Here is a 21,585-nt window from a genome sequence, read left to right as displayed (position 1 = left end):
GATTGGAATGGAGGCGATCGCAAGAGGGTATAAAACGTATTTTATTACCGCCCATGATTTGGTCACTCAGTTAAGAAAAGCCGACCAGGAAGGAAAGCTGGAAAAAAAGCTTCGCATGTTTGTGAAGCCAACCGTTCTCATTATTGATGAAATGGGGTACTTAAAACTGGACCCAAACAGCGCCCATTACTTATTTCAGGTCATCGCCCGTCGGTATGAACATGCCCCGATTATCCTCACCTCCAACAAAAGCTTTGGGGAATGGGGAGAAGTTGTGGGAGACTCGGTATTGGCGACCGCGATGTTAGATCGATTACTGCATCATTCCATCATTTTCAACCTAAAGGGGGAAAGCTATCGATTACGGGAAAAGAGGATCCAACAAGAAAAACAGAAGGATCAATAAGGTCCTTCTGGGGAATTTTAAACCGGCGATTTTGGGGAAAAAATAATCGGCCTTGACATCCACCCAAGCCGTCATCGACTTCCTCACCCAGATCATGGACGAAATTCGGGTCGCCATGTTCCTTGCTGGTGCCCGCACCATCGACCAACTCAAAAACACCCCTTTAATTGGAGGTCCTTTTTAATTGGGGGTCAGACCCCCAATACACTAAAGGATTAAAGTATACGTAGTCATTTAGACCTAGTTTTCACCCAGAAAATAACAAATAGGGGGACAGACCCCCTTTAAGGAGGCGTTGGGTTTGCAAGCGAGTGCGAAGGCGCATAGCAATATGGCGTTGATCAAGTACTGGGGGAAGCGGGACGAAACATGGATGCTGCCGCACAATAGCAGCTTTTCTGTGACTTTGGATGCGCTGTACACGACGACAACGGTGGCGTTTGATGCGGCGTTGGATCACGATATCCTGATATTGAATGGGCATGAGGCTGGGGAAAAAGCCCGGCTTAAGGTATCACGCTTTTTGGATATCGTCCGGGAGATGGCCGGCATGAATATTCATGCGAAAGTCACGTCCCAAAATTCCTTCCCGACCGGAGCGGGCTTAGCCTCTTCAGCATCGGGATTTGCAGCTTTAGCCTGTGCAGCCTCCAAGGCGGCCGGTTTGGAGCTGGACGGCAAGGCCTTATCCATGCTAGCACGCCGGGGATCGGGTTCGGCATGTCGCTCAATCTACGGCGGGTTTGTGGAATGGCAAAAAGGGGTCAAGCTTGACGGCTCCGACTCTTACGCCAAACCTGTTGCTCCGCCGGAACACTGGCCGCTTTCGTTGTTGATCGCGACCGTATCCGACAAACATAAGAAGATTTCAAGTCGCGAAGGCATGGCAAAAACCGTGGCGACATCGCCTTTTTATAAAAGCTGGCTCAACACGATTGAAGAGGATCTTGCTGCGGCCAAAGTCGCCGTGCAAAATCGCGATTTAGACACATTAGGAAAAGTAGCGGAACGAAACGCGTTAAGGATGCATGCGACGATGCTCAGTGCCGACCCGCCGTTTCTTTATTGGCAAAAAGGCACGATCGCGGTCATTCGGGAAGTCGAATCGTTGCGAGAATCCGGTATTCCAGCCTATTTTACAATCGACGCTGGAGCCAATGTTGCTGTTCTCTGTGAACCATCACATGCCGCCCAGATTAAGGAAAAACTTTTGCGCCTTCGGGAAGTGCAGAATGTCATCGTATCCGGCCCCGGACCTGGTGTGACCCTCCTTTAATTTTGAGAAAGAAGGTTTTTCTATGAAAGTCAGAGTGCCGGGTAAACTTTTTATTGCCGGGGAATACGCAGTCCTGGAAAATCAACCCGCAGTCGTTACAGCGGTATCAAAATATGTTACCGTGACGCTTGAGCCGAGCGATCATTTTTACCTCCGGCTGCCTTCTCTTGGCTTAAACCATGTCACGTGGCGTTACGAGCACCACGACATAAAAACCAGCATAGAACATCCGAAATTAAATTTTATCAAACACGCGCTCCTAGCCGTCTGCGAGTACTTAGGCGACAATCATCCGCTACTCAGAGAGCCATTTTCGCTCCTCGTGGAAAGCGAGTTGGATGAGGCTACAACTGGGAAAAAATTCGGCCTCGGATCTAGTGCGGCGGTTGTGACTGGGATCGTCAAGGCGCTCTTGCAAAAAGCAGGCATTCATTCGGACGAAAAGGTTTTTAAAATAGCTGCTGTTGCTCATTTTATGGGACAAGGAAGCGGCTCAGGGGCCGATATCGCCGCCAGCACCTTCGGCGGGCTCCTGCGCTATACTTCGTTTCGGCCCGCGTGGATGAGCAAAAAACTGAATGAAGGTATGAGGATCAAGGAGATTATTGATGAACCGTGGCCGTACTTTACATGTGAGCGGTTATCGGCGCCGCCTCAACTTCATTTTTGCGCCGGATGGACGCAATCGCCAGCAGGCACTGGTTCGCTTTTACAAAAAATGGACGTTTTTAAAAAGAACCATCCGGAAGTGTATCAAACTTTTTTGCAAGCATCTGCCCAAGCCGTTTCTATCTTTGTCGGAGGGCTTGTCGAAAACAATGCGGAAGCCGCGATCAAAGGGCTTAGAATGAACCGAAAAGCCTTGGTTCAATTGGGAGAAGCAGCGAAAATCCCGATCGAGACCGATGCGCTTAAACGTCTTGCGGATATCGCGAAGTCATTCGGCGGTGCCGGCAAGCCCTCGGGTGCCGGCGGTGGTGACTGCGGTATTGCATTATTAAAAGGGGAAGAACACATTGCCTCGCTGTATAAAGCATGGCGGGAGGCCGGGATTGAGCCGCTGCCGTTCGTTCATTGAATAAAAAGGAAACATCGCCAGAAGCAAGTAGCGAGGAACAAAATAAATAGCTGGTGGAAATCAACGACCACCCATCGTTTTATGTGAGGGATCTCCCCTTTTTGTTAACAAATGAAACAGTCTAAGGTCTTGTCAGCGGCAAAAAAAGAAGAGAATTCCGGCCCTGTTGTACGGACAAGCCGGTTGCTTAAATGTAAAAAGAGGTTGCCTATAAGGTTAACCTCTTCTTCGTCTGTACAATTTAGAAAGCATGGATTTGTTTTAGGCTATGATCAAAGGGACGAAGGTTACGTCCGTGCCTTTAAAGGCCGGCGTCACCTTTTTTTATGTAAGAAAAGGGAATAAGACAGAAACAAAAAATGTATCGTCGATTTATTCGCCCAAAGTGTCAATCCATTCGTCCACAGTCAGCACGTCAGCTTGTGTCGGAAAAACTTTTTCTATTAGCACCCGGTGCACCTCGGGATCGGAATCCAGACAGGCGTCACTCAAGACCGTCAGTCGATAATCTTTATCGGCGGCTTCCCGTAACGTCGATAAAACGACCCCACTCGTCGCAATGCCGCAAAGTATAAGTTTTTCAATCTTACGAGCTCTGAGGATGACTTCGAGTTTGCTACCAGCGAAAGCACTGATGCGATATTTTGTGATGACAGGTTCATTGGCCTCGGGTTTAACCGATTCGTGAATTTGGGTGGAGGTATCCGAAAGTGTCATTCCTCCTGATTCGGCGATCTGAGAAAAACGTTTGTTGTTTGGACTCACCTCGGGGTATCCTTCGCTGAACCCAACGCGAATAAAAATTACGGGAATGCCGTTTTGTCGTGCCGCGCGCACGGCTTTTTGAAAAGGCAGGAGTGTTTTTTCGTTTTCGGCATAGCGGGAAACAATGCCGTTTTGCAAATCCATGACTAAAAGAGCCGTTTTACCATTCGTATCCCTCATGTTAAATCAACTCCCTTCAATATTCCCATTTTAACATTCCGGGAACGTCTTTCCTAATCAAGATGCACCCAGGTTCGTGTCCCCCGTATATTTTAAGAAGGCAGTCTCTTGCCAGCGATTGTAACCTTTCTAATTACCAGCATGTAGAAATCGGCACCTTTCACCAGGTACTTTTCGCTTGTTTGTCGAAATGTAAAAGTGCCCAATCAAATGATCTTAACATTTTCCATAATTTAGCAAAACCGCAGAAAGGACCAACACACGATGTTAAAAAAATTAAGTAAGTGGAATACATTGCGAAACCAAATTCTCGTTGTTTTCCTCGTGGTGATGGTTGTCGTTCTGTCGATTGTAACCGCTGTCACACTGAGGCAGGTTTCAGATCTTATTCAAAAAAATGCAGAGAACCAAATTAGGCAAACGGCGGTTGAAGCAAGCGGAAGGATTGATTCTTTATTCGAACAATTGGATACCGTGACCAAGTTCATTTTGACCAATCAAACCATTCAAGACCAATTCGAAAGGGAGTATAAAAATAAACCGGTGTCTTTTTCCGAATTACAGAAACTCGGTCATATTGTAAATAACATCTTGATTAACTCAAAGGGCGTTTATTCTGTTGAATTATATACGAAAGACCTAAAACAGCTTTTACCGGTTAGCAACGACCCTTATATGTTTGATCGGATTCATCCTGAATGGGTGCGTGAGGCGGATCAAGCAAAGGGCAATTTAGTATGGATTGGAAAAGATCCTAAAAATCCAGATTATTGCCTTGCTATTCGAAGAATTAATCTGATCAATCAAGATTTTAATAATGCTGGATACATGATTTCCCGCGTCAATAATGATTATTTTTCCGTTATGAATGCCGATGAGCTGGATCAGTATACGATATTACTTGACCAAAAACTTGAGCCGATTTTTTCTAATTATCCGGGTAAGATCAACCCCTTAACATTGAAAAACAAGTCAACTACGCAAATCCAGGACGAAACTTATATGGTTACAAAACAAAGCTCGAAAGATGGATTTGTTATTTTGATCCTAACACCGATTCAATCACTGACAAAAGGCTTGTCGGGGATTAGATTAGGCATTATTTTGGCAGGGCTTGCAGGTATTGCGATTTATTTTATCCTCTCATTGTTTTTATCCAATTTTATTACAAAACCGATTATCACGTTAACGAATACGATGAGGCTGGCCAATGAAGGGCTTCTTGCGACAAACCCTAAAACGATTACCGTCAATGAAATTAAAGAATTAAACAGCACTTATAATCAGCTGGCCAAAGAGACCAACCATTTAATCAAAATGGTTTATCAAAAAGAAATCATCCGGAGTTTGAATGAACTGAAGGCGTTGCAAGCGCAAATCAACCCGCATTTTCTTTATAATACTTTGGATTCTTTGCGCTGGAGCTTAGAGGAAAAAGGTGAAGAAGAGCTAGCGGATGTTGTTGTCGCCATGTCGAACCTTTTCAGGTACACCATTAGTAAAAACTCCGACGATGATTGGGTCGCTTTGGCGGATGAATTTAATCATATCGAAAACTATTTAGACATTATAAAATTTAGATTCGGTGACCGGATAAAATGGGCTTTATCATTACCGGATACGCTTCAAACCGTAAAAATCCCGAAATTATTAATACAGCCTCTTGTTGAAAATGCCGTGCTTCATGGGTCGGGCAATCAGTTAAATCCGTGTACCATAAGCGTATCAGCGACACAGGTTTCCGATGGCCAATTAAAAATTATCGTCCAGGATGACGGGGCAGGGATAGAAGAAAATCAACTACAGGCGATCAAAGAGGCTTTGGATACGGGGAGCAAAATTTCGGAAAACGGTAAAGGGATGGCGCTTTATAATGTCAAAAAACGGCTTGATTTCTACTATAGTGATCAGGCGGAAAACATATTTATGATTGAAAGCAAACGTAATATGGGAACGAAGGTGACTATAGAAATTCCCATACTAAGGGGTGAGTTGTCATGTACGAAAAAACGATCTTAGTCGTTGACGATGAACCGAGAACACGGGAAGGATTAAAAAGAATGCTAGAAAAGTGGGCGGATGGCCGCTACTTGATTTTAACAGCATCTAATGGCATAGATGCCCTTGAAAGGATGAAGAACGATAAAATACATATTTTATTGACAGATATCCGCATGCCGGAATTAACGGGGTTACAATTCCTGAAAAAAGCCAAAATGTTCAATTCATCGGTTGTTTCCATTATTTTTTCAGCCTATCCTGAATTTGATTACGCACAACAAGCGATCGAACTCGGAGTAGTCGGATATTTGGTTAAACCCATTGAAAAGCGTCAATTAATTGAGACGTTGGAGACGGCGATTGACTTGTCCATTAAAAATGAGAGAGCCGACGTGATGGAAAAAGTCATGGATGACAAGTTAGTCCGTGTTCTCGAAAAACAGACAGCCGACCACTCTCCTATTCAGGAAGCCATACAATTTATTGACCGACATCTTCATCAAGACCTTTCTTTAAAAAACGTCGCCGACCATATCCACTTAAATCCGAGCTATTTCAGTGTCCTTTTTAAGGAGCAAACGGAAATGACATTTAGCGATTATGTGATGCGGCGGCGCATGCAGCGGGCAAAAGAATTATTGATCACAACCAGTTTACCGATCTCCGATGTCGCGGAAGCATGCGGATATAAAACAACGAAATACTTTATTAAGGTCTTTAAACATTATGAAGGTGTCACACCGAATGTTTACCGAAAAACACAAGGGTGAAGGCGTTTTCAATTATCTAAAAATACTGGTATTATTCCTAACGGTTGTGACCTTTTTAATGGGAACTTCCTGCTTTATTTTATTAATAAGGTCGCATTTTATGAGGAGGTAAAAAGCCTATGATAAAAAGGAAAGCGCTTACGGCCCTCACCTTAATATGCCTTTTGATCGGCATAGTCTTAACAGGATGTTCGTCGGAAGGCTCGAGCGGTGATGGAAGTGCAAGTGGAGGAAAAATCCACCTGAAATTTATGCATGATTGGCCCAAAGGGAGTTCTCCAGCCTACTTTAATCTGGTCAATGAGATTATTAAAGATTTTGAGGACAAACATAAAAATGTAAAAATTGATGTTGAAGTGCTCAATCCCGACCAATATCGCGATAAAATTAAAGTTTTGGGCGCGTCAAATGAATTACCAGATGTTGGTTTAACCTGGTCGAATGGTTTTGCTAAACCGTTTGCCACCGGAGGTCAATTTACACCACTGAATGACATTATTGATAAGGATTTCAAAGATCAATTTGTCCCTGGTACCGTTGAATCTTATACATTTGACGGGAAGTCTTATGCCCTACCGATGGAAATGAATATCACTTATATCTTCTATAACAAGGAAATATTTAAAAAATATCATATTGATGTACCGAAAACATTTGATGAATTAAAACAAGCCGGTGAAGTATTAAAGAAAAACGGAGTCATTCCGGCAACCGTCGGCTCTAAAGACGGTTGGCCGGCATCCATGTGGTTTATGTATTTGGCCGACCGAATCGGCGGCCCGACCATTTTAACCGATGTGATTAATGGAAAGGTCAAAATGACTGATCCGGCCATTGTCAAAGCGGCTCAAGAAGTGCAAAATCTCGTCGATGACGGTTTCTTCGTCAAAGGGAATACCGCGTTATCCAATGATGAGGCAAAAGGATATTTCTTAAACGAAAAAGCCGCTATGTTTTTAACGGCTACTTGGGAACTACCAAACTTCACCACGAGTCCGGATACCTCTAAAGCATTTAAGGAAAAAGTAGGATATTTTAAATTCCCTCTGTATGAAGGTGGTAAGGGAACCGATATCAACAGTTATGTCGGGGGCCCTGGTCTTGGTGTGTTCGTGGCAGAGAATTCCAAGCATAAGGATGTGGCGAAGGATTTTGCTACTTATTTAGTTAAAGAGTGGGGTAAGCGTTCGGTAGAAAAAGCCGGCATTCTCCCCGCAACGAAAGTCAATACAGATGGATTAAAAAACGTTCATCCGATGTATCTGGATGTATTGAAAGATATCAATGAGGCGTCTAATGTGACCACTTGGTTTGATACGCAAGCCTCTCCGAATGTTTCGGAATTACACCATGATATGATGACCGCTCTGTTTGGTAAGCAAGTGACACCTGAGGAGTTCGCCCAAAAGCAAGCGGATGCCTTGGCTAAAGAAGCCAAAAAATAATAAAGGGGGCGAAAGTCATACATCCGCCCCCCTGATTCACTTTGGAGGGGATATTTTGAAAACCGTCATGTCGAAAAAATCCGTTATTGCCCTCTATGTATTGCCTTCTCTTATATTAGTATTGATTTTAATTTATATACCGATTGTCTTAAGTGGGTATTATGGTTTAACCGATTGGAACGGCGTAGGGAAGATGAAATTTATTGGTCTGGATAATTACATCACTTTAATTCATGACAAATTATTTTGGACCAGTACTTGGCACTCGATTTTATTAGGTTTATTTTCTGTTCTTAGTTTAATTGGTTATTTAATCGTTTCTTTAATTCTTGCAAGTAAATTAAGGGGTAGCAATTTACTAAGGAAAATTTATATCATCCCAATGCTGCTATCTTCGGTGGCCATTGCCCAGCTTTGGGTCAAAATTTATGACCCGAATAATGGAATGATTAACAGCATATTAACATCCCTTGGTGTTGAACATACACCATTATGGTTGGCCGATCCTAAAATCGCTTTATATGCCATCTTCCTTCCGATTGTATGGCAATATGCCGGGTTTTATATCATTATCCTTTACGCTGCGCTCATTAATGTCCCTGAAGAGCTGATCGAAGCGGCACGCATTGACGGGGCAAATGCCTTCCAAATTGCCTACAAGATTAAAATCCCGTTAATTTCGGGTGTTCTAAAAGTTTTAGTCATTCTTGCGGTTGTTGGTTCTTTGAAATATTTTGATTTGATTTACGTTATGACTGGCGGCGGGCCCGGACATGCTTCGGAAGTGATGGCTTCATATATGTATAAAGAAGCCTTTGGCAAGTTCAATTTTGGGTATGGAAGTGCGATCGGGTTCGGCCTTTTGGTGATTAGCATGGCCGCGACGTGGCTGATTCAAAAGTTTTTAAAGACAAAAAGTGATGACTGAGAGGTGAAGGCCATGAACCAAATGGAAACTGCAAAGGTAGATATGCCATCAACGCCTGTTTTACCTGCACCTAAACGAATAAAATCGACAGCTTTAAAAAAAGCCGGGATGGGTCTGTTATATATCGTTCTAATAGCCATTGCTATTTTACAAATTTACCCACTCATATGGTTGTTTGAACTATCTTTAAAAACCAATCAAGAAGTCTTTGGGATGAGCCCTTTTGCTTTACCTAAACATCCGCAATGGTCGAATTATGTTGACGCTTGGACGAGTGGGAATATTAAAAGTTACTTTTTTAATAGCGTGTGGTATACCATTGTCGCGGTCGTACTCACTTTGATTTTGGCTAGCTTTGTCACATTTGCCCTGACCCGCATGCAGTGGAAATTAAAAGGTTTCATCTTGGCCTTGTTCATGGCCGCCTACATGATTCCTCTGCATTCAACTTTAATCCCTTTATTCAACATTTTTAACCATGCCCATTTAATTAATAATCCGTTGTCCATCATCATTTCCTATGTGACCTTTAATTTGCCGATTACGGTCATGATTTTATTAGGCTTTTATAAAAGCTTGCCGAGGGAAATCGAAGAGGCGGCGATTATGGACGGTTGTTCCGTTCACCGGTTATTTTTCCGAATCACCCTTCCGATGACCGCTCCGGTGTTGTCAACGGCCGCTATTATTAACATGATTTACAATTGGAATGAATTCGTGTTTGTCAACACGTTTATCAATTCGGAGAAATGGAAGACGTTAACGGTTGGCGTCAATAATTTTGTCGGACAATACTTAACCGATTGGGGAGCGATCGGGGCAACGTTAGTCATTAGCATTTTGCCGATCTTAATCGCTTATATTTTCCTGAGTGACCGGATTATAGAAGGCTTGGCGGCGGGTTCGGTGAAGGGATAAGACATTGTTGACCAGCGAAATGAAATAAAGTGATGGTGACGGCAATGCCCTTGATCCACGAAGTGAAGACCAAAAAAAGAGCCATAGCAATGACCTTTGATGATGGCCCGCATTCAGTTTACACGCCACAGATTTTGGAGATTTTTAAAACCTACGGCGGGAAGGCTACTTTTTTTATGGTAGGCGTACAAATTATCAATCAGGCGGCTCTCGTAAAAACGGTGGCTGACCAAGGTCATGAAATTGGGAATCATACATTCAGCCATGTAAAGTTGACGGAATTGAATGAGGCCCAGAGCGTGGAAGAGATTGAAAGAACAAGCCGGTTGATTGAAGACATTGTTTCTTATAAACCAACTGTTTTGCGGCCGCCATATTTAGCATGGGATGATCTAAGAGAATCTATTTTATACCGTTTTCCTTATAAACTCATAGGGGCAATGAATTTGGATGCTCTTGATTGGCGTCAACCTGGCACGGCATTTATTTTAGAAAGAACGAGGCGTCATATAAGAAATGGAAGTATTTTAATCTTTCACGACGGGTATGGAGACCGCTCACAAACGGTTGAAGCTGTCCGTCAACTCGTTCCACAGTTAATTCATAAAGGCTATCAATTGGTTACTGTCAGTGAGCTTTTAAAAATGGCGGAATCAACGGAGGATTAAGCCATGATCTTAGAAAAAGGAAGCAAATTATTATTTATCGGTGATTCCATTACCGATTGTGATAGAACCAAGCCCGTTGGGGAAGGATTTTCTGATGACTTGGGTAAAGGGTATGTGGCTTTCGTTGAGGGATTACTGCGTTCCGTTTATCCCGAACGACAAATCCGGGTCGTAAATATGGGGACAAGCGGCCATACCGTTCGCGATTTACAAGCGAGATGGCCGACCGATGTGATTTCTCAAAAACCGGACTGGGTGTCAATAATGATTGGGATTAATGATGTATGGCGGCAATTTGATTCACCATTCCATAAAGAAAAGCACGTGTATATTGATGAATACGAAAAGACGCTTCGTCAACTTGTGACCGAGACAAAGCCATTTGTTACAGGCATCATCCTCATGACCCCGTTTTTTATTGAAAGTAATAAAAATGACCCGATGCGCCGGATGATGGATCAATACGGTCATGTAGTGAAACGCCTGGCTAAAGAGACCGACTGTCTTCTTATCGATACCCAAGCGGCGTTTGATCAAGTGTTAAAAACTCTTCATTCAACAAGCCTGGCCTGGGACAGGGTTCACCCTGACACAGCTGGTCATATGGTTATCGCCCGGGCCTTTTTGAACCAAATTGGATTTGATTGGAAAAAATCCTTTTAATCATTCGGGAAGGTGCCTAGCGTTATCGTTTTCTCGTTTCCTTCCTTTTTCCAGTTTTTGAAAGGCTACATAGCAAGATGCCATGATGACTAAAGCCGGAAAACTCACCCCGAAGAACACAACCAATGCGGGTAAATTTTTCATAACAAAAAACGTGATCACTAAAATGATAACCATAAATAAATTGTTTAGCGGATGGATGAGCATCATTAAGAAGGCGTTCTTTAAAACGGTCAAAGCCTTAAGATCATAATGTGCATAGACCGGAAAAACATATAGAGTGGTCAGTACGGTTCCCAACAATATGAAGTATATCGGAATAAACATTGGTCCCGTCCCTGCAACGGATCTAAGATAAATCAAATCAATAAAGATAAAAGCATAAAGAATGACCAATGGGATGCCGACGAGATTGCTTTTTATAAATTCCTCTTTGTATGTATTTAAAAACGTTTTGAAAACCGGGATATCCCCTTGATGTCTTAATCGTTTTCGAAGGATGATGAAAACGGTAACCGTCGCAGGCATAAAACCGAAAATCACCAAGCCGAAAAGGCAGAATATGAACCAAAGGAAGTTAAGATAGGCCAGATGGGAAATCCATTCGGCCAAGCCGTAAAGCCGATTTGTGATACCTTTCATCATATACCTCCACAGAAAAGATGGATGCGGACGATAGTAAGCTCTATTTTTATTATACCTTTTATAAGGAAGGAGCGTTATCATGTTTAAGATCCAAAACCCAATTTTAAAAGGGTTTCATCCTGATCCTTGTATTTGCAGGGTTCATACAGATTACTATATTGCGGTTTCGACTTTTGAATGGTTTCCTGGGGTAAGAATCTATCATTCAAAGGATCTGAAAAACTGGCGACTTGCCGCAACTCCTTTAAATCGCTTGAGCCAGCTTAACATGCTGGGAAATCCGGACTCAGGAGGTGTATGGGCGCCCCATCTTTCTTATGCTGACGGAAGATTTTGGCTGATTTATACGGATGTTAAAGTGGTTGACGGCCATTGGAAAGATTGTCATAACTACCTGGTAACATGTGAGACCATTGATGGGGAATGGTCTGATCCTGTATATCTTAACAGTTCAGGGTTTGATCCTTCATTATTTCATGATGACGATGGCAAAAAATATTTGTTGAATATGTGTTGGGATCACCGCCTTGGCCGCCATCCTTTTTATGGGATTCTTTTACAAGAATATGACCCTTTTAGGCAAAAACTTATTGGCAAGCCCCAGATCATATTTAAAGGAACAGAAATAAAAATTACAGAAGCGCCGCAACTATATAAATTCAATGGGTACTATTATTTATTAACGGCTGAAGGGGGAACCCGATACAATCACCGGTCAACAGTGGCCCGCTCTAAGAAAATTACAGGACCATATGAGTTACACCCTGACAACCCATTATTATCATCTTGGAAGAATCCCAATAATCCATTACAAAAAGCGGGTCATGGGTCCATCGTCCATACCCATACCGATGAATGGTTTTTTGTTCATTTGGTGGGACGCCCTATTTTTAGAAATAGTGAACCTATTTTAGATGACCGCGGGTATTGTCCATTGGGGAGAGAAACGGCCATTCAACGTTTAGAATGGAAAAATGATTGGCCGTATATTGTTGGCGGAAATGAACCTTCTTTAATTATTGATGGACCAAAAATGGAAGAAGTACCTTGGGAACATGATGAAGTGGAAAAAGACGATTTTGACCAAGGCGTTTTAAATCCGCATTTCCAAACGTTACGCATTCCATTGGGAAAGGACATTCTTTCATTGGAAGACCGTCCGGGTCATTTACGCCTCTATGGCCGAGAATCGCTAACGTCAAAGTTTACCCAGTCTTTTGTGGCTAGGCGTTGGCAAAGTTTCTATTTTACAGCGGAAACAAAGGTTGATTTTAGACCAAACTTTTTCCAACAAGGCGCAGGGCTTGTGAATTATTATAATACCGAAAATTGGACGATCCTTCAATTGACTTGGGATGAAAAGAAAGGAAGAATCCTCGATTTAATGGCTTCGGAAAACGGTGTGTTTGACCAACCCTTGTGCGGTCAGGAAATTATCGTTCCCGAAGATATTGAGTATGTTTATATGCGTGTTGATGTTAAAAAAGACGTCTATCAATATTCTTATTCCTTTAACGGCAAAGACTGGAATGTTATTCCGGTTATCTTTGAATCTTATAAATTATCGGATGATTATGTCCGTGGCGGCGGATTTTTTACGGGGGCTTTTGTCGGGCTGCATTGTCGTGATCTAACGGGACAAAACCTTCCTGCTGATTTTGATTATTTTATTTATAAAGAAAACGATTAAAAGCTTGGTGCCTTGATTATGACAAGTATTGACAATGGTATGAGCATGATGAATATAGAAACTTTTTGGCAGTACATTGTGAAAGGATTAATTTTAATCGTAGCGGTTTGGATCGACATGGCCGGTAAGAAAAACGCAGCCGTTCAAAAAATTTATCCCAAGGAGGAACCAAAATGAGCTATTTTGAAAACGTCACCAAAATTACTTATGAAGGGCCGAAATCGACGAATCCATTGTCGTTCAAATTCTATAATCCTGAAGAAGTTGTGGGAAACAAAACAATGGAAGAACATCTCCGCTTTGCGGTGGCCTATTGGCATACGTTTACGATGGATGGGAGTGATCCTTTTGGTGCAGGGAATATGATCCGCCCGTGGGATCGGTTTAGTGGTATGGATTTAGCTAAAGCTCGTGTCGAAGCGGCTTTTGAGTTCTTTGAAAAATTGAATGTACCCTTTTTCTGCTTTCACGATGTGGACATTGCTCCGGAAGGGGACAATTTAAGGGAAACGTTTAAAAACCTTGATACGATTGTAGATATGATCGAAGACTACATGAAAACGAGCAAAACGAAACTGCTCTGGAACACAGCCAATATGTTTACCCACCCGCGCTTTGTTCACGGAGCGGCGACTTCGTCCAATGCCGATGTGTTCGCTTACTCTGCAGCAAAAGTTAAAAAAGGTTTGGAAATCGCTAAACGCCTAGGCGCACAAAATTATGTTTTCTGGGGCGGACGTGAAGGCTATGAATCGCTTTTGAACACAGACCTGAAGTTGGAATGGGATAATTTGGCGCGTTTTTACCGCATGGCCATCGATTATGCCCAAGAAATCGGCTTTGACGGTCAATTCCTCATTGAACCGAAACCAAAAGAGCCGACTAAACACCAGTATGATTTTGATGTGGCGACGGCTCTGTCATTCTTAAAAACTTACGACCTCGATCCGTACTTTAAGTTTAATATTGAGGCGAACCATGCGACGCTTGCCGGACATACTTTTGAACACGAACTGCGGGTGGCCCGGATTCATGGGAAACTTGGTTCCGTTGATGCAAACCAAGGCGATCCACTGCTCGGTTGGGATACCGATGAATTCCCGACTGACCTTTACGCCACGACGCTCGCCATGTATGAAATATTGAAGAACGACGGACTGGGGAAAGGCGGATTAAATTTTGACGCCAAAGTGCGGCGCACCTCTTTTGAACCGATTGATCTGTTCTATGCCCATATTGCCGGCATGGACAGCTTTGCTATAGGGTTGAAGACCGCACAAAAATTACTGGATGACAAAGTGCTGGATCAATTCATAGAAAAACGTTATGAAAGCTATACACACGGAATTGGCCTGGATATCATCAATGGCGATGCCGACTTTAAAAAACTGGAAGCATACGCTTTGCAACTTACCGAAGTGACGAATCCATCAAATCACCTAGAACTTATCAAATCGACCATCAATCAATACTTGTTGAATATCGTTCATGACAGGTAAAATGTGGCCGGCCAAATGCGGCCGGCTTCCACTTTTTTCGCCGGAATCATTGATTCTATCAAAAAAGGAATGGGTGAGCATGAGATACGTGATTGGTATCGATCTGGGGACGAGTTCTGTTAAAGCCATTTTGGTAAGTGAAAAAGGCGAAATCTATCGGGAAGTTTCCAAATCTTATCCGTTGATCCAGCCGAAAGCGGGATATAGCGAACAAGACCCGGAAGAATGGGTCATGAAAACAAAAGAAGCTTTAAAAGAGCTTGTCGAACATTTTGATGGTGATGTGCGGGATATCCAAGGGATCAGTTTCTCAGGGCAGATGCACGGATTAGTCCTCCTAGACGATAATGATCAACCAATTCGAAACGCTATTTTATGGAACGATACGCGAACAACGAAACAATGCCGCCGTATTATTGAAGTGCTTGGTGAAAACCAATTATATCAATGGGCGAAAAATCCGGCATTAGAAGGTTTTACGTTACCAAAACTTCTTTGGGTTCAAGAACATGAACCAGAAAACTTTGCCAGGATCAAAACCTTTTTATTGCCAAAAGATTATTTGCGCTTCCGCATGACAAATGCTGTTCATAGTGAATATTCCGATGCCGCAGGAACATTACTGTTGGATATAAAAAATAAGACGTGGAGCCGAGAGATTTGTGAGGCGTTTTCCATCGACCCTACCATATGCCCCCCGCTGGTGGATTCAGCAGAGTGTGTCGGTAGGCTGAACGAGGATTTTGCCCGCGCGACGGGGTTATCCTCCGAGACGAAAGTTTTTGCTGGTGGTGCGGATAATGCTTGCGGAGCGATCGGTGCCGGAATAACGTCACCCGGTAAAACGATGTGCAGTATTGGCACTTCCGGAGTGATTCTCACCTTTGAGGCCGATGCATCACCGGTTTATGGCGGCAATGTCCACTTTTTTAATCATGCGGTCAAAGATGCTTTTTATTCAATGGGAGTCACCTTGTCCGCTGGTTATAGCTTAGATTGGTATAAGCAGCGGTTTGCTTCTGAAATGGGTTTTGATGAACTGCTGAAAGAGGCGGAAACTGTGTCTCCAGGTTCTGATGGTTTGTTATTTGCGCCATACCTGGTCGGGGAAAGAACCCCGCATGCGGATGCGTGGATTCGCGGCAGTTTTATCGGCATCGACGCCTTGCACGAGAGAGCGCATTTTACGAGAGCCGTTCTGGAAGGGGTCACGTTTTCCCTAAATGAATCTATTGAAATATTACGAGCCAGCGGAAAAACGATAGATACGATCGTCTCCATCGGCGGTGGAGCTAAAAGCCGCGTATGGTTGCAAATCCAAGCCGATATCTTTAATGCCCGGATTCTTAAATTGAAGAGCGAGCAAGGCCCGGCGTTAGGAGCGGCCATTCTTGCTGGTCTCGGCTGTGGGTGGTATGTTGATATACAAGATAGTGTAAAGACCTTTGTCCAAGTCGAACAAGTATATGAGCCCAATCCAGAAAACGTTGAACGCTATCGTTCTATTTTTAAACTCTATCAGGAAATCTATAGGGATACGAAAAATCTGAATTATTTGCTTAATGAATATAGGAAAGCCTAAAGTACTTTCTCCTCCCTAATCATTAAGGCATGGTCCCTTTCGTTATTTTGAAAGGAGCCATGCCGCTTCTTTTTCATTGCATATAAAGTTATCCGTATAGGACACCTTCATACAAGTGTCGGGGCGAACTTGTTTTTCTATACATACCATGCTTATGGGTCACATCTCTCGTATTTTAAAACTCTTCGTATACCGCCGGGTCTTGGTCATACAAGCGGCCGTCGGGACGGCTGAGGGCAGAGATGGCCTGCATCTCTTCGTCGGACAATGAGAATTCAAAAACGGAGAGGTTTTCAATTTGCCGCGACGGAGAAGAGGATTTCGGCAACGGTAGGGCGCCGAGCTGGATATGCCAACGTAAAATGATTTGCGAAACGGTTTTCTTTCGGTCGCGGGCGATTTTCTGAATGACGGGGTCCTCTAATAAACGGCTCGCACGGCCAAGTGGACTCCATGATTCCGTCACAATGCCGTGTTCCTGATGATAGGCGCGTTGTTCTTCCTGTGAAAAGTATGGGTGTAGCTCCACTTGGTTGACGCTTGGGGTCACACCTGTTTCCTTAATCAGACGATCCAAGTGTTCGGGAAGAAAATTGGATACGCCAATGGAGCGAATCAATCCCCATTTTTGTGCATCAATTAAAGCGCTCCAAGCCTCCACATAGAGGTCTTTACTTGGATTCGGCCAATGGATCAAATACAAATCGTAATAATCCAAACCGGATCGGTAAAGGGATTCTTGGATTGTCTGTAAAGCCTGTTTATAGGCATGATGTCGACCGGGGAGCTTTGATGTCACGCGGATTTGTTCACGCGGAACCGAACTGCGCCGGATCGCCTCACCAACCGCTCCTTCATTTTCATAGTTAAAAGCTGAATCGAGCAAACGGTAACCGGCATCTAAGGCGCTAACGATTGCCTGAACACCGGATGCTCCGTTTAGTTTATAAGTACCGAGACCTATGGCGGGTAAAGTTAGACCATCGTTTAATGTAATTTCCGGAATGTTTTGGATCATGGCATGCCCCCACTTTCATTATTTTTAAAATCATTTTACCATTTGAAGTACGGCATGGTCGAACAAAAGGATTAGTCATAAAACGCAATTGGTGAACAATAAAATATGAGTAACCATCAGACAAGTTTTAGGAAGAACTAAAGGTCAGTGGACACACAGTCTGAGTTGGAGAGTTTGGGGTATAAGCAGGAATGGAAGCGAAGTCTATCATTTGAAGATTTACTAATTTACGGACTTATTTTTAAAAAATCTTAGCTCGACGAAAAGAACGGGCTTTGAAAAGCAACACGCCATTGGTTGAGGCATAGAATTACCAAAAACAAAAAACGAAAGTAGCAAAATCCATGAAAAAATCACTAACGTGCGTTATGATTACTTACACAAGATTTCCACCTATCTCGTCAAAAACCACGACATCATAGGCATGGAATCGTTGCAAGTCAAGAACATGGTCAAGAATCATCACTTAGCAAAGTCCATTTACGATGCGAGTTGGAGTAAACCTGATTGCTTATAAAACCGAATGGTACGGCAAACAAAAAAGTGGAGGTTGACGCCTTTTTTTCCAAGCAGCCAGCTCTACGCTAATTTGCGGTTATCATAACAAGAGGATAAAAGATCTGGCTGTTCGTGAATGGACATGCCCTAATTGTCATGGTTTCAATGACCGCGATATCAATAGCGATGAACAAAAAATGGGGCTCTACGCTTAGTCAATGGAACCGTAGGAACTACGGGGACCGCCTACTAAATGAGGGGTTGTTGGGGCCTTGGATAAGAGGACGTAAAAAATCGGCTTATGATGCCTTAGAAACGTATTTATTATGTGAAAACAAACATCGTTACATCATTGAAAAAATTCAAAGGAACATTGATAGGAGGATTATGATGTCACGGCTCGACGAAATATTAGCGTTTAATGAGAAGTTTGTAAATGAAAAAAGGTATGAACCATATAAAGCAGGGAATTTACCTAGGAAAAAGCTTGTTATTGTTTCTTGTATGGATACACGACTTATCGAGCTATTACCCAAAGCTATGAACTTAAACAATGGGGATGCAAAGATTGTTAAGAATGCGGGGGCTATGGTCTCAAATCCATATGGAAGCATAATGAAGAGTATTCTTGTCGCTTTATATCAACTCCAGGCGAAAGAAGTGATCGTCGTTGGCCACCACGGCTGTGGGATGACGGGTCTTTCAGCCGAAAAAATGATAGAGAGTATGAAAGAAAGAGGAATTGATGAAGCAGCCATTGCGTCAGTAAAAGATGCAGGAGTAGATATTCATAATTGGCTTAAAGGCTTTGAGTCCGTAGAAGATAATGTAAGACATAGTGTAAATACTATAAAGACACATCCCATGCTGCCACCGAATACACTTGTTCATGGGCTTGTAATCTCACCGGAAACGGGAAAACTGGATGTTGTCATTAAAGATCAGTAAGGAATGCAGCAGACTGCCATTTAGGTGGTCTGCTGATTTCTTTTATAACACGGCTTTTGAGAGCGAATATATGTGCACATGGCTGGTTAAGTCATCGGTTATCATCGCTTTCCTTTGTCTTTCAATCTTTTCTACGGTTTTAGTGGATTCCATCAAATAAACATAAACGCTTAAGGGTTGTCATAAAAATAAAATAAACGTCAAATCATCAGACAAGTTTTATGAGTAGAGGTGAGGTAAGTGGGCACAAAGTCCGAGTTGGAGAATTTTGGGTATAAACAGGAATTGAAGCGAAGTCTGTCATTTGGGGATCTATTAATTTACGGACTTTTTTTTATGGTTCCGATTGCCCCGTTTGGGATTTACGGGGATGTCGTCACGATTTCTCATGGCATGGTGGCGCTTGCTTATTTGATCGGCATGGTGGGGATGATTTTTACAGCGCTGAGCTATGCGCGTATGTCGGAGGCTTTTCCGCTGGCTGGGTCAGTTTATGCTTACGCGGGGAAAGACATCCATCCGTTTGCTGGATTTATGGCGGGTTGGGCGATTTTGCTCGATTACATCCTTGTTCCGGCGTTGCTTTATGTCGTGAGCGCGGAGGCGTTAACCGGCATGATTCCGGTCATTCCAAGTTGGGTGTGGCTTTTATTTTTTATCATCATCAACACGGTTATTAACTACTTAGGTATTGAATTTACAGCCCGAACCAACAAAATCATACTCATCTTTGAGCTCATTGTTTTAGCCATCTTTATCGTGGTTGGCATAGCGGCTATTGCTAAAGGCGCAAACGGCGCTCATTTTTCCTTTAAACCGCTTTATGACCCAGAAAATTTCAGCCTGCCCTTGGTGATGGGGGCTGTTTCCATCGCTGTCTTGAGTTTTTTGGGCTTTGATGCCATTTCCACATTATCCGAGGAGTCCAATGGCGACGTCAAACAAGTCGGCCGGGCGACGGTATTTTCACTCCTCATCGTCGGCATCTTGTTTATGGCGCAAACGTGGGTGGCGGCTTTGATTTTTCCGGATTATAAAAACTTCGATGACATCGGCACGGCATTTTATCAAGTTGCTTCTGTTGCGGGCGGCGAATGGCTTAGCCGTTTAACTGCTGTTGCGACGGCCATTGCGTGGGGGATTGCGGATGCACTAGTTGCCCAAGCGGCAATTTCACGCGTCCTATATAGTATGGCAAGGGACCGCAAGCTGCCGCACTTTCTGGCAAAAGTACACCCCAAATATCGGACGCCTTATCGAAGCACGTTACTTGTCGCTATCATTTCAGTTTTAGTCGGCACAGTGTTCATCTCAAAAATTGGGATTCTCACTTCTTTTGTTAATTTTGGAGCGCTCACGGCGTTTTTGTTCCTACATGTCACAGTGTCTTTGTCCATTATATTGCTAAAAACAAAAGCAAAGATTACTGGAATCATTTGATTCTGCCGCTCATCGGTTTTATCGTGATCGGCTATGTGTGGCTTAATCTGGCCGGGCAAGCTAAACTTCTCGGCCTAGCCTGGCTCGTAATTGGCCTGATCATTGCTGGTATTCTAGCAACAAAGAAAAAGGAAGTCGATCTTCAACTGTAATGAGCCCATCTGCCTTTTTTGTACTGGGAAGAAATCAGGCTCGCATAAATTAGAATGTGAACGCTGTGGCAAAGATCACTCTAAAATGCCATGGAATATGGTGGGAAAGTTATGTCGGGCCTGCAATCATCAGTTAGTTATTGAGTTTGATATGGGCCGTGACCCATTTTTAAGGTGAAACAAGAACCCCACCGTAATGACGGCGGGGTTTATTGCTTATACTGATTGTTTACTTTTTGAAAGTAATTGAACTTGGTTATCATTGATTAGTAATCGGTCGCCTTCCTCAACTTTTTCAAAAACCTCTGGCCATATAGTGGAAGGGATGTGTTTCTCTCTTAAAACAATAGCCGTATGGCATAGAACGGTTCCCCTTGTAAATACCATGCCTTTTACGAATGGAATTAAAGGAATCAAACCTACGGATGGATATTCTGCAATTAAAATAGCGTCTTTATATTTTTCAAGTTTATCTTTAATTTCTTTGTATTGTTCCAAAAACGGCAACTCTTTCGTATCTAAATCATAATTAACGACACTGATTTGGTTAGAGGCAGAAAATTCGTCAAGAATAGAGATGTCTTTAACTATGACAGCGTGCCCCAACGCACTGCCTTTTGACAGACAAAGTTGATGACCACTTTGACCGACGGTCAAGTCCATTTTATTGTGTAAATTTCCCTTTGATAGAAAGATGGACCTGATGACCTGACGTATGGCAGGTAAGTCCGGCAAGTCTCCCTGCCGGTCGCCTTCCCGGACTAATGATCATTGTTGTCAAAGTACAGGTGTGTCAAGGCGCTTTCGCGGCAACTCCTCGCTTCCGAGGTATTTCACGTTCTCCTTGACACGTCGAAGAAATTATCCCACTTTCTTGATCGCCGAAACTTCCTGATTCATCGTTTGAACGCCTAACTCTTTCGTTTTCCGCCACTGCCAATAGTCGGACATATCCAGGTATTTGCGTCCCGATATCCATTTTTCGTCCATTTCGATCAACACGGCGCCTACGAGG

General features: G+C 43.1%; 18 protein-coding genes and 3 pseudogenes. 16 read left to right on the top strand and 5 right to left on the bottom strand.

Features of this window, described 5'->3' with window-relative positions; translation table 11 throughout:
* The 3 genes and pseudogenes from istB to CCB157_RS12270 form a co-directional block, all read left to right on the top strand.
* Positions 1-406: pseudogene (gene istB / locus CCB157_RS12280) on the top strand (IS21-like element IS5376 family helper ATPase IstB); the annotation flags it as partial.
* A 301-nt stretch (positions 407-707) separates the two neighbouring features.
* Positions 708-1,682, top strand: a complete 975-nt coding sequence (mvaD, locus tag CCB157_RS12275) for a diphosphomevalonate decarboxylase (RefSeq protein WP_077616175.1) — start codon at positions 708-710, stop codon at positions 1,680-1,682.
* Positions 1,683-1,704: 22 nt separating this feature from the next.
* A complete protein-coding gene (locus CCB157_RS12270; protein ID WP_077616174.1) occupies positions 1,705-2,760 on the top strand; it encodes a phosphomevalonate kinase in 1,056 nt (351 codons plus the stop codon).
* Between the two features lie 372 nt (positions 2,761-3,132).
* On the opposite strand, the gene CCB157_RS12265 is transcribed toward CCB157_RS12270, so the two are convergent.
* On the bottom strand, positions 3,133-3,705 hold the full coding sequence (locus CCB157_RS12265) for a cysteine hydrolase family protein (protein WP_077616173.1): 573 nt from the start codon (positions 3,703-3,705) through the stop codon (positions 3,133-3,135).
* Positions 3,706-3,969: 264 nt separating this feature from the next.
* Here CCB157_RS12265 and CCB157_RS12260 point away from each other — a divergent pair, with 264 nt between their 5' ends.
* From CCB157_RS12260 to CCB157_RS12230, 7 genes are all read left to right on the top strand, one after another.
* Complete coding sequence (locus tag CCB157_RS12260) at positions 3,970-5,724, top strand: sensor histidine kinase (protein WP_077616172.1); 1,755 nt, start codon at positions 3,970-3,972, stop codon at positions 5,722-5,724.
* Positions 5,703-6,476, top strand: coding sequence for a response regulator transcription factor (locus tag CCB157_RS12255; protein ID WP_077616171.1), 774 nt, complete (start codon positions 5,703-5,705; stop codon positions 6,474-6,476). The genes CCB157_RS12260 and CCB157_RS12255 overlap by 22 nt, the downstream gene beginning before the upstream one ends.
* 122 nt (positions 6,477-6,598) lie before the next feature.
* Positions 6,599-7,921 (top strand): extracellular solute-binding protein, encoded by a 1,323-nt coding sequence (locus tag CCB157_RS12250; RefSeq protein ID WP_077616179.1) that lies wholly within the window; start codon positions 6,599-6,601, stop codon positions 7,919-7,921.
* A 55-nt stretch (positions 7,922-7,976) separates the two neighbouring features.
* Positions 7,977-8,849 carry a carbohydrate ABC transporter permease gene (locus tag CCB157_RS12245; RefSeq protein WP_077616170.1) on the top strand — a complete coding sequence of 291 codons (873 nt, stop codon included), beginning with the start codon at positions 7,977-7,979 and terminating at the stop codon, positions 8,847-8,849.
* 108 nt (positions 8,850-8,957) lie between these two features.
* Positions 8,958-9,767 carry a carbohydrate ABC transporter permease gene (locus CCB157_RS12240; protein WP_439951324.1) on the top strand — a complete coding sequence of 270 codons (810 nt, stop codon included), beginning with the start codon at positions 8,958-8,960 and terminating at the stop codon, positions 9,765-9,767.
* A gap of 32 nt (positions 9,768-9,799) precedes the next feature.
* Complete coding sequence (locus CCB157_RS12235) at positions 9,800-10,435, top strand: polysaccharide deacetylase family protein (RefSeq protein ID WP_238594699.1); 636 nt, start codon at positions 9,800-9,802, stop codon at positions 10,433-10,435.
* A gap of 3 nt (positions 10,436-10,438) precedes the next feature.
* Positions 10,439-11,098: an SGNH/GDSL hydrolase family protein gene (locus tag CCB157_RS12230; RefSeq protein ID WP_077616168.1), complete on the top strand. Its 660-nt coding sequence runs from the start codon at positions 10,439-10,441 to the stop codon at positions 11,096-11,098.
* Here CCB157_RS12230 and CCB157_RS12225 read toward each other — a convergent pair whose 3' ends face one another.
* Positions 11,099-11,740, bottom strand: coding sequence for a YesL family protein (locus CCB157_RS12225; RefSeq protein ID WP_158077300.1), 642 nt, complete (start codon positions 11,738-11,740; stop codon positions 11,099-11,101).
* 82 nt (positions 11,741-11,822) lie between these two features.
* Between CCB157_RS12225 and CCB157_RS12220 the strand changes: the two genes are divergently transcribed.
* From CCB157_RS12220 to xylB, 3 genes are all read left to right on the top strand, one after another.
* Entirely contained in the window at positions 11,823-13,433 is a 1,611-nt protein-coding gene (locus CCB157_RS12220) for a glycoside hydrolase family 43 protein (protein WP_077616166.1), read from the top strand.
* Between the two features lie 173 nt (positions 13,434-13,606).
* Positions 13,607-14,932: a xylose isomerase gene (gene xylA / locus CCB157_RS12215; protein WP_077616165.1), complete on the top strand. Its 1,326-nt coding sequence runs from the start codon at positions 13,607-13,609 to the stop codon at positions 14,930-14,932.
* Positions 14,933-15,011: 79 nt separating this feature from the next.
* On the top strand, positions 15,012-16,514 hold the full coding sequence (gene xylB, locus CCB157_RS12210) for a xylulokinase (protein ID WP_077616164.1): 1,503 nt from the start codon (positions 15,012-15,014) through the stop codon (positions 16,512-16,514).
* A gap of 175 nt (positions 16,515-16,689) precedes the next feature.
* Here xylB and CCB157_RS12205 read toward each other — a convergent pair whose 3' ends face one another.
* Positions 16,690-17,532 carry an aldo/keto reductase gene (locus CCB157_RS12205; RefSeq protein ID WP_027725276.1) on the bottom strand — a complete coding sequence of 281 codons (843 nt, stop codon included), beginning with the start codon at positions 17,530-17,532 and terminating at the stop codon, positions 16,690-16,692.
* A gap of 361 nt (positions 17,533-17,893) precedes the next feature.
* On the opposite strand from CCB157_RS12205, the gene CCB157_RS12200 reads away from it, so the two are divergent.
* From CCB157_RS12200 to CCB157_RS12185, 3 genes and pseudogenes are all read left to right on the top strand, one after another.
* A complete protein-coding gene (locus CCB157_RS12200; protein WP_238594698.1) occupies positions 17,894-18,049 on the top strand; it encodes a transposase in 156 nt (51 codons plus the stop codon).
* A 371-nt stretch (positions 18,050-18,420) separates the two neighbouring features.
* Positions 18,421-18,978 (top strand): beta-class carbonic anhydrase, encoded by a 558-nt coding sequence (locus CCB157_RS12190; RefSeq protein ID WP_077616176.1) that lies wholly within the window; start codon positions 18,421-18,423, stop codon positions 18,976-18,978.
* Positions 18,979-19,218: 240 nt separating this feature from the next.
* Positions 19,219-20,570, top strand: a pseudogene (locus tag CCB157_RS12185) (APC family permease).
* Positions 20,571-20,786: 216 nt separating this feature from the next.
* Here the strand turns inward: CCB157_RS12185 and CCB157_RS12180 are convergent.
* The gene (locus CCB157_RS12180; RefSeq protein WP_143287034.1) at positions 20,787-21,233 is read right to left on the bottom strand and encodes a PEP-utilizing enzyme; all 447 of its coding nucleotides are present in this window, start codon (positions 21,231-21,233) and stop codon (positions 20,787-20,789) included.
* A 198-nt stretch (positions 21,234-21,431) separates the two neighbouring features.
* A pseudogene (locus CCB157_RS18475) lies at positions 21,432-21,585 on the bottom strand (IS256 family transposase); the annotation flags it as partial.

It is taken from the genome of Caenibacillus caldisaponilyticus, assembly GCF_002003465.1.
GTDB classification, from domain to species: domain Bacteria; phylum Bacillota; class Bacilli; order Bacillales; family Sporolactobacillaceae; genus Caenibacillus; species Caenibacillus caldisaponilyticus.
The sequence above is the reverse complement of the archived record's forward strand: the minus strand, read 5'-3'. Positions and strand labels throughout refer to the sequence as shown.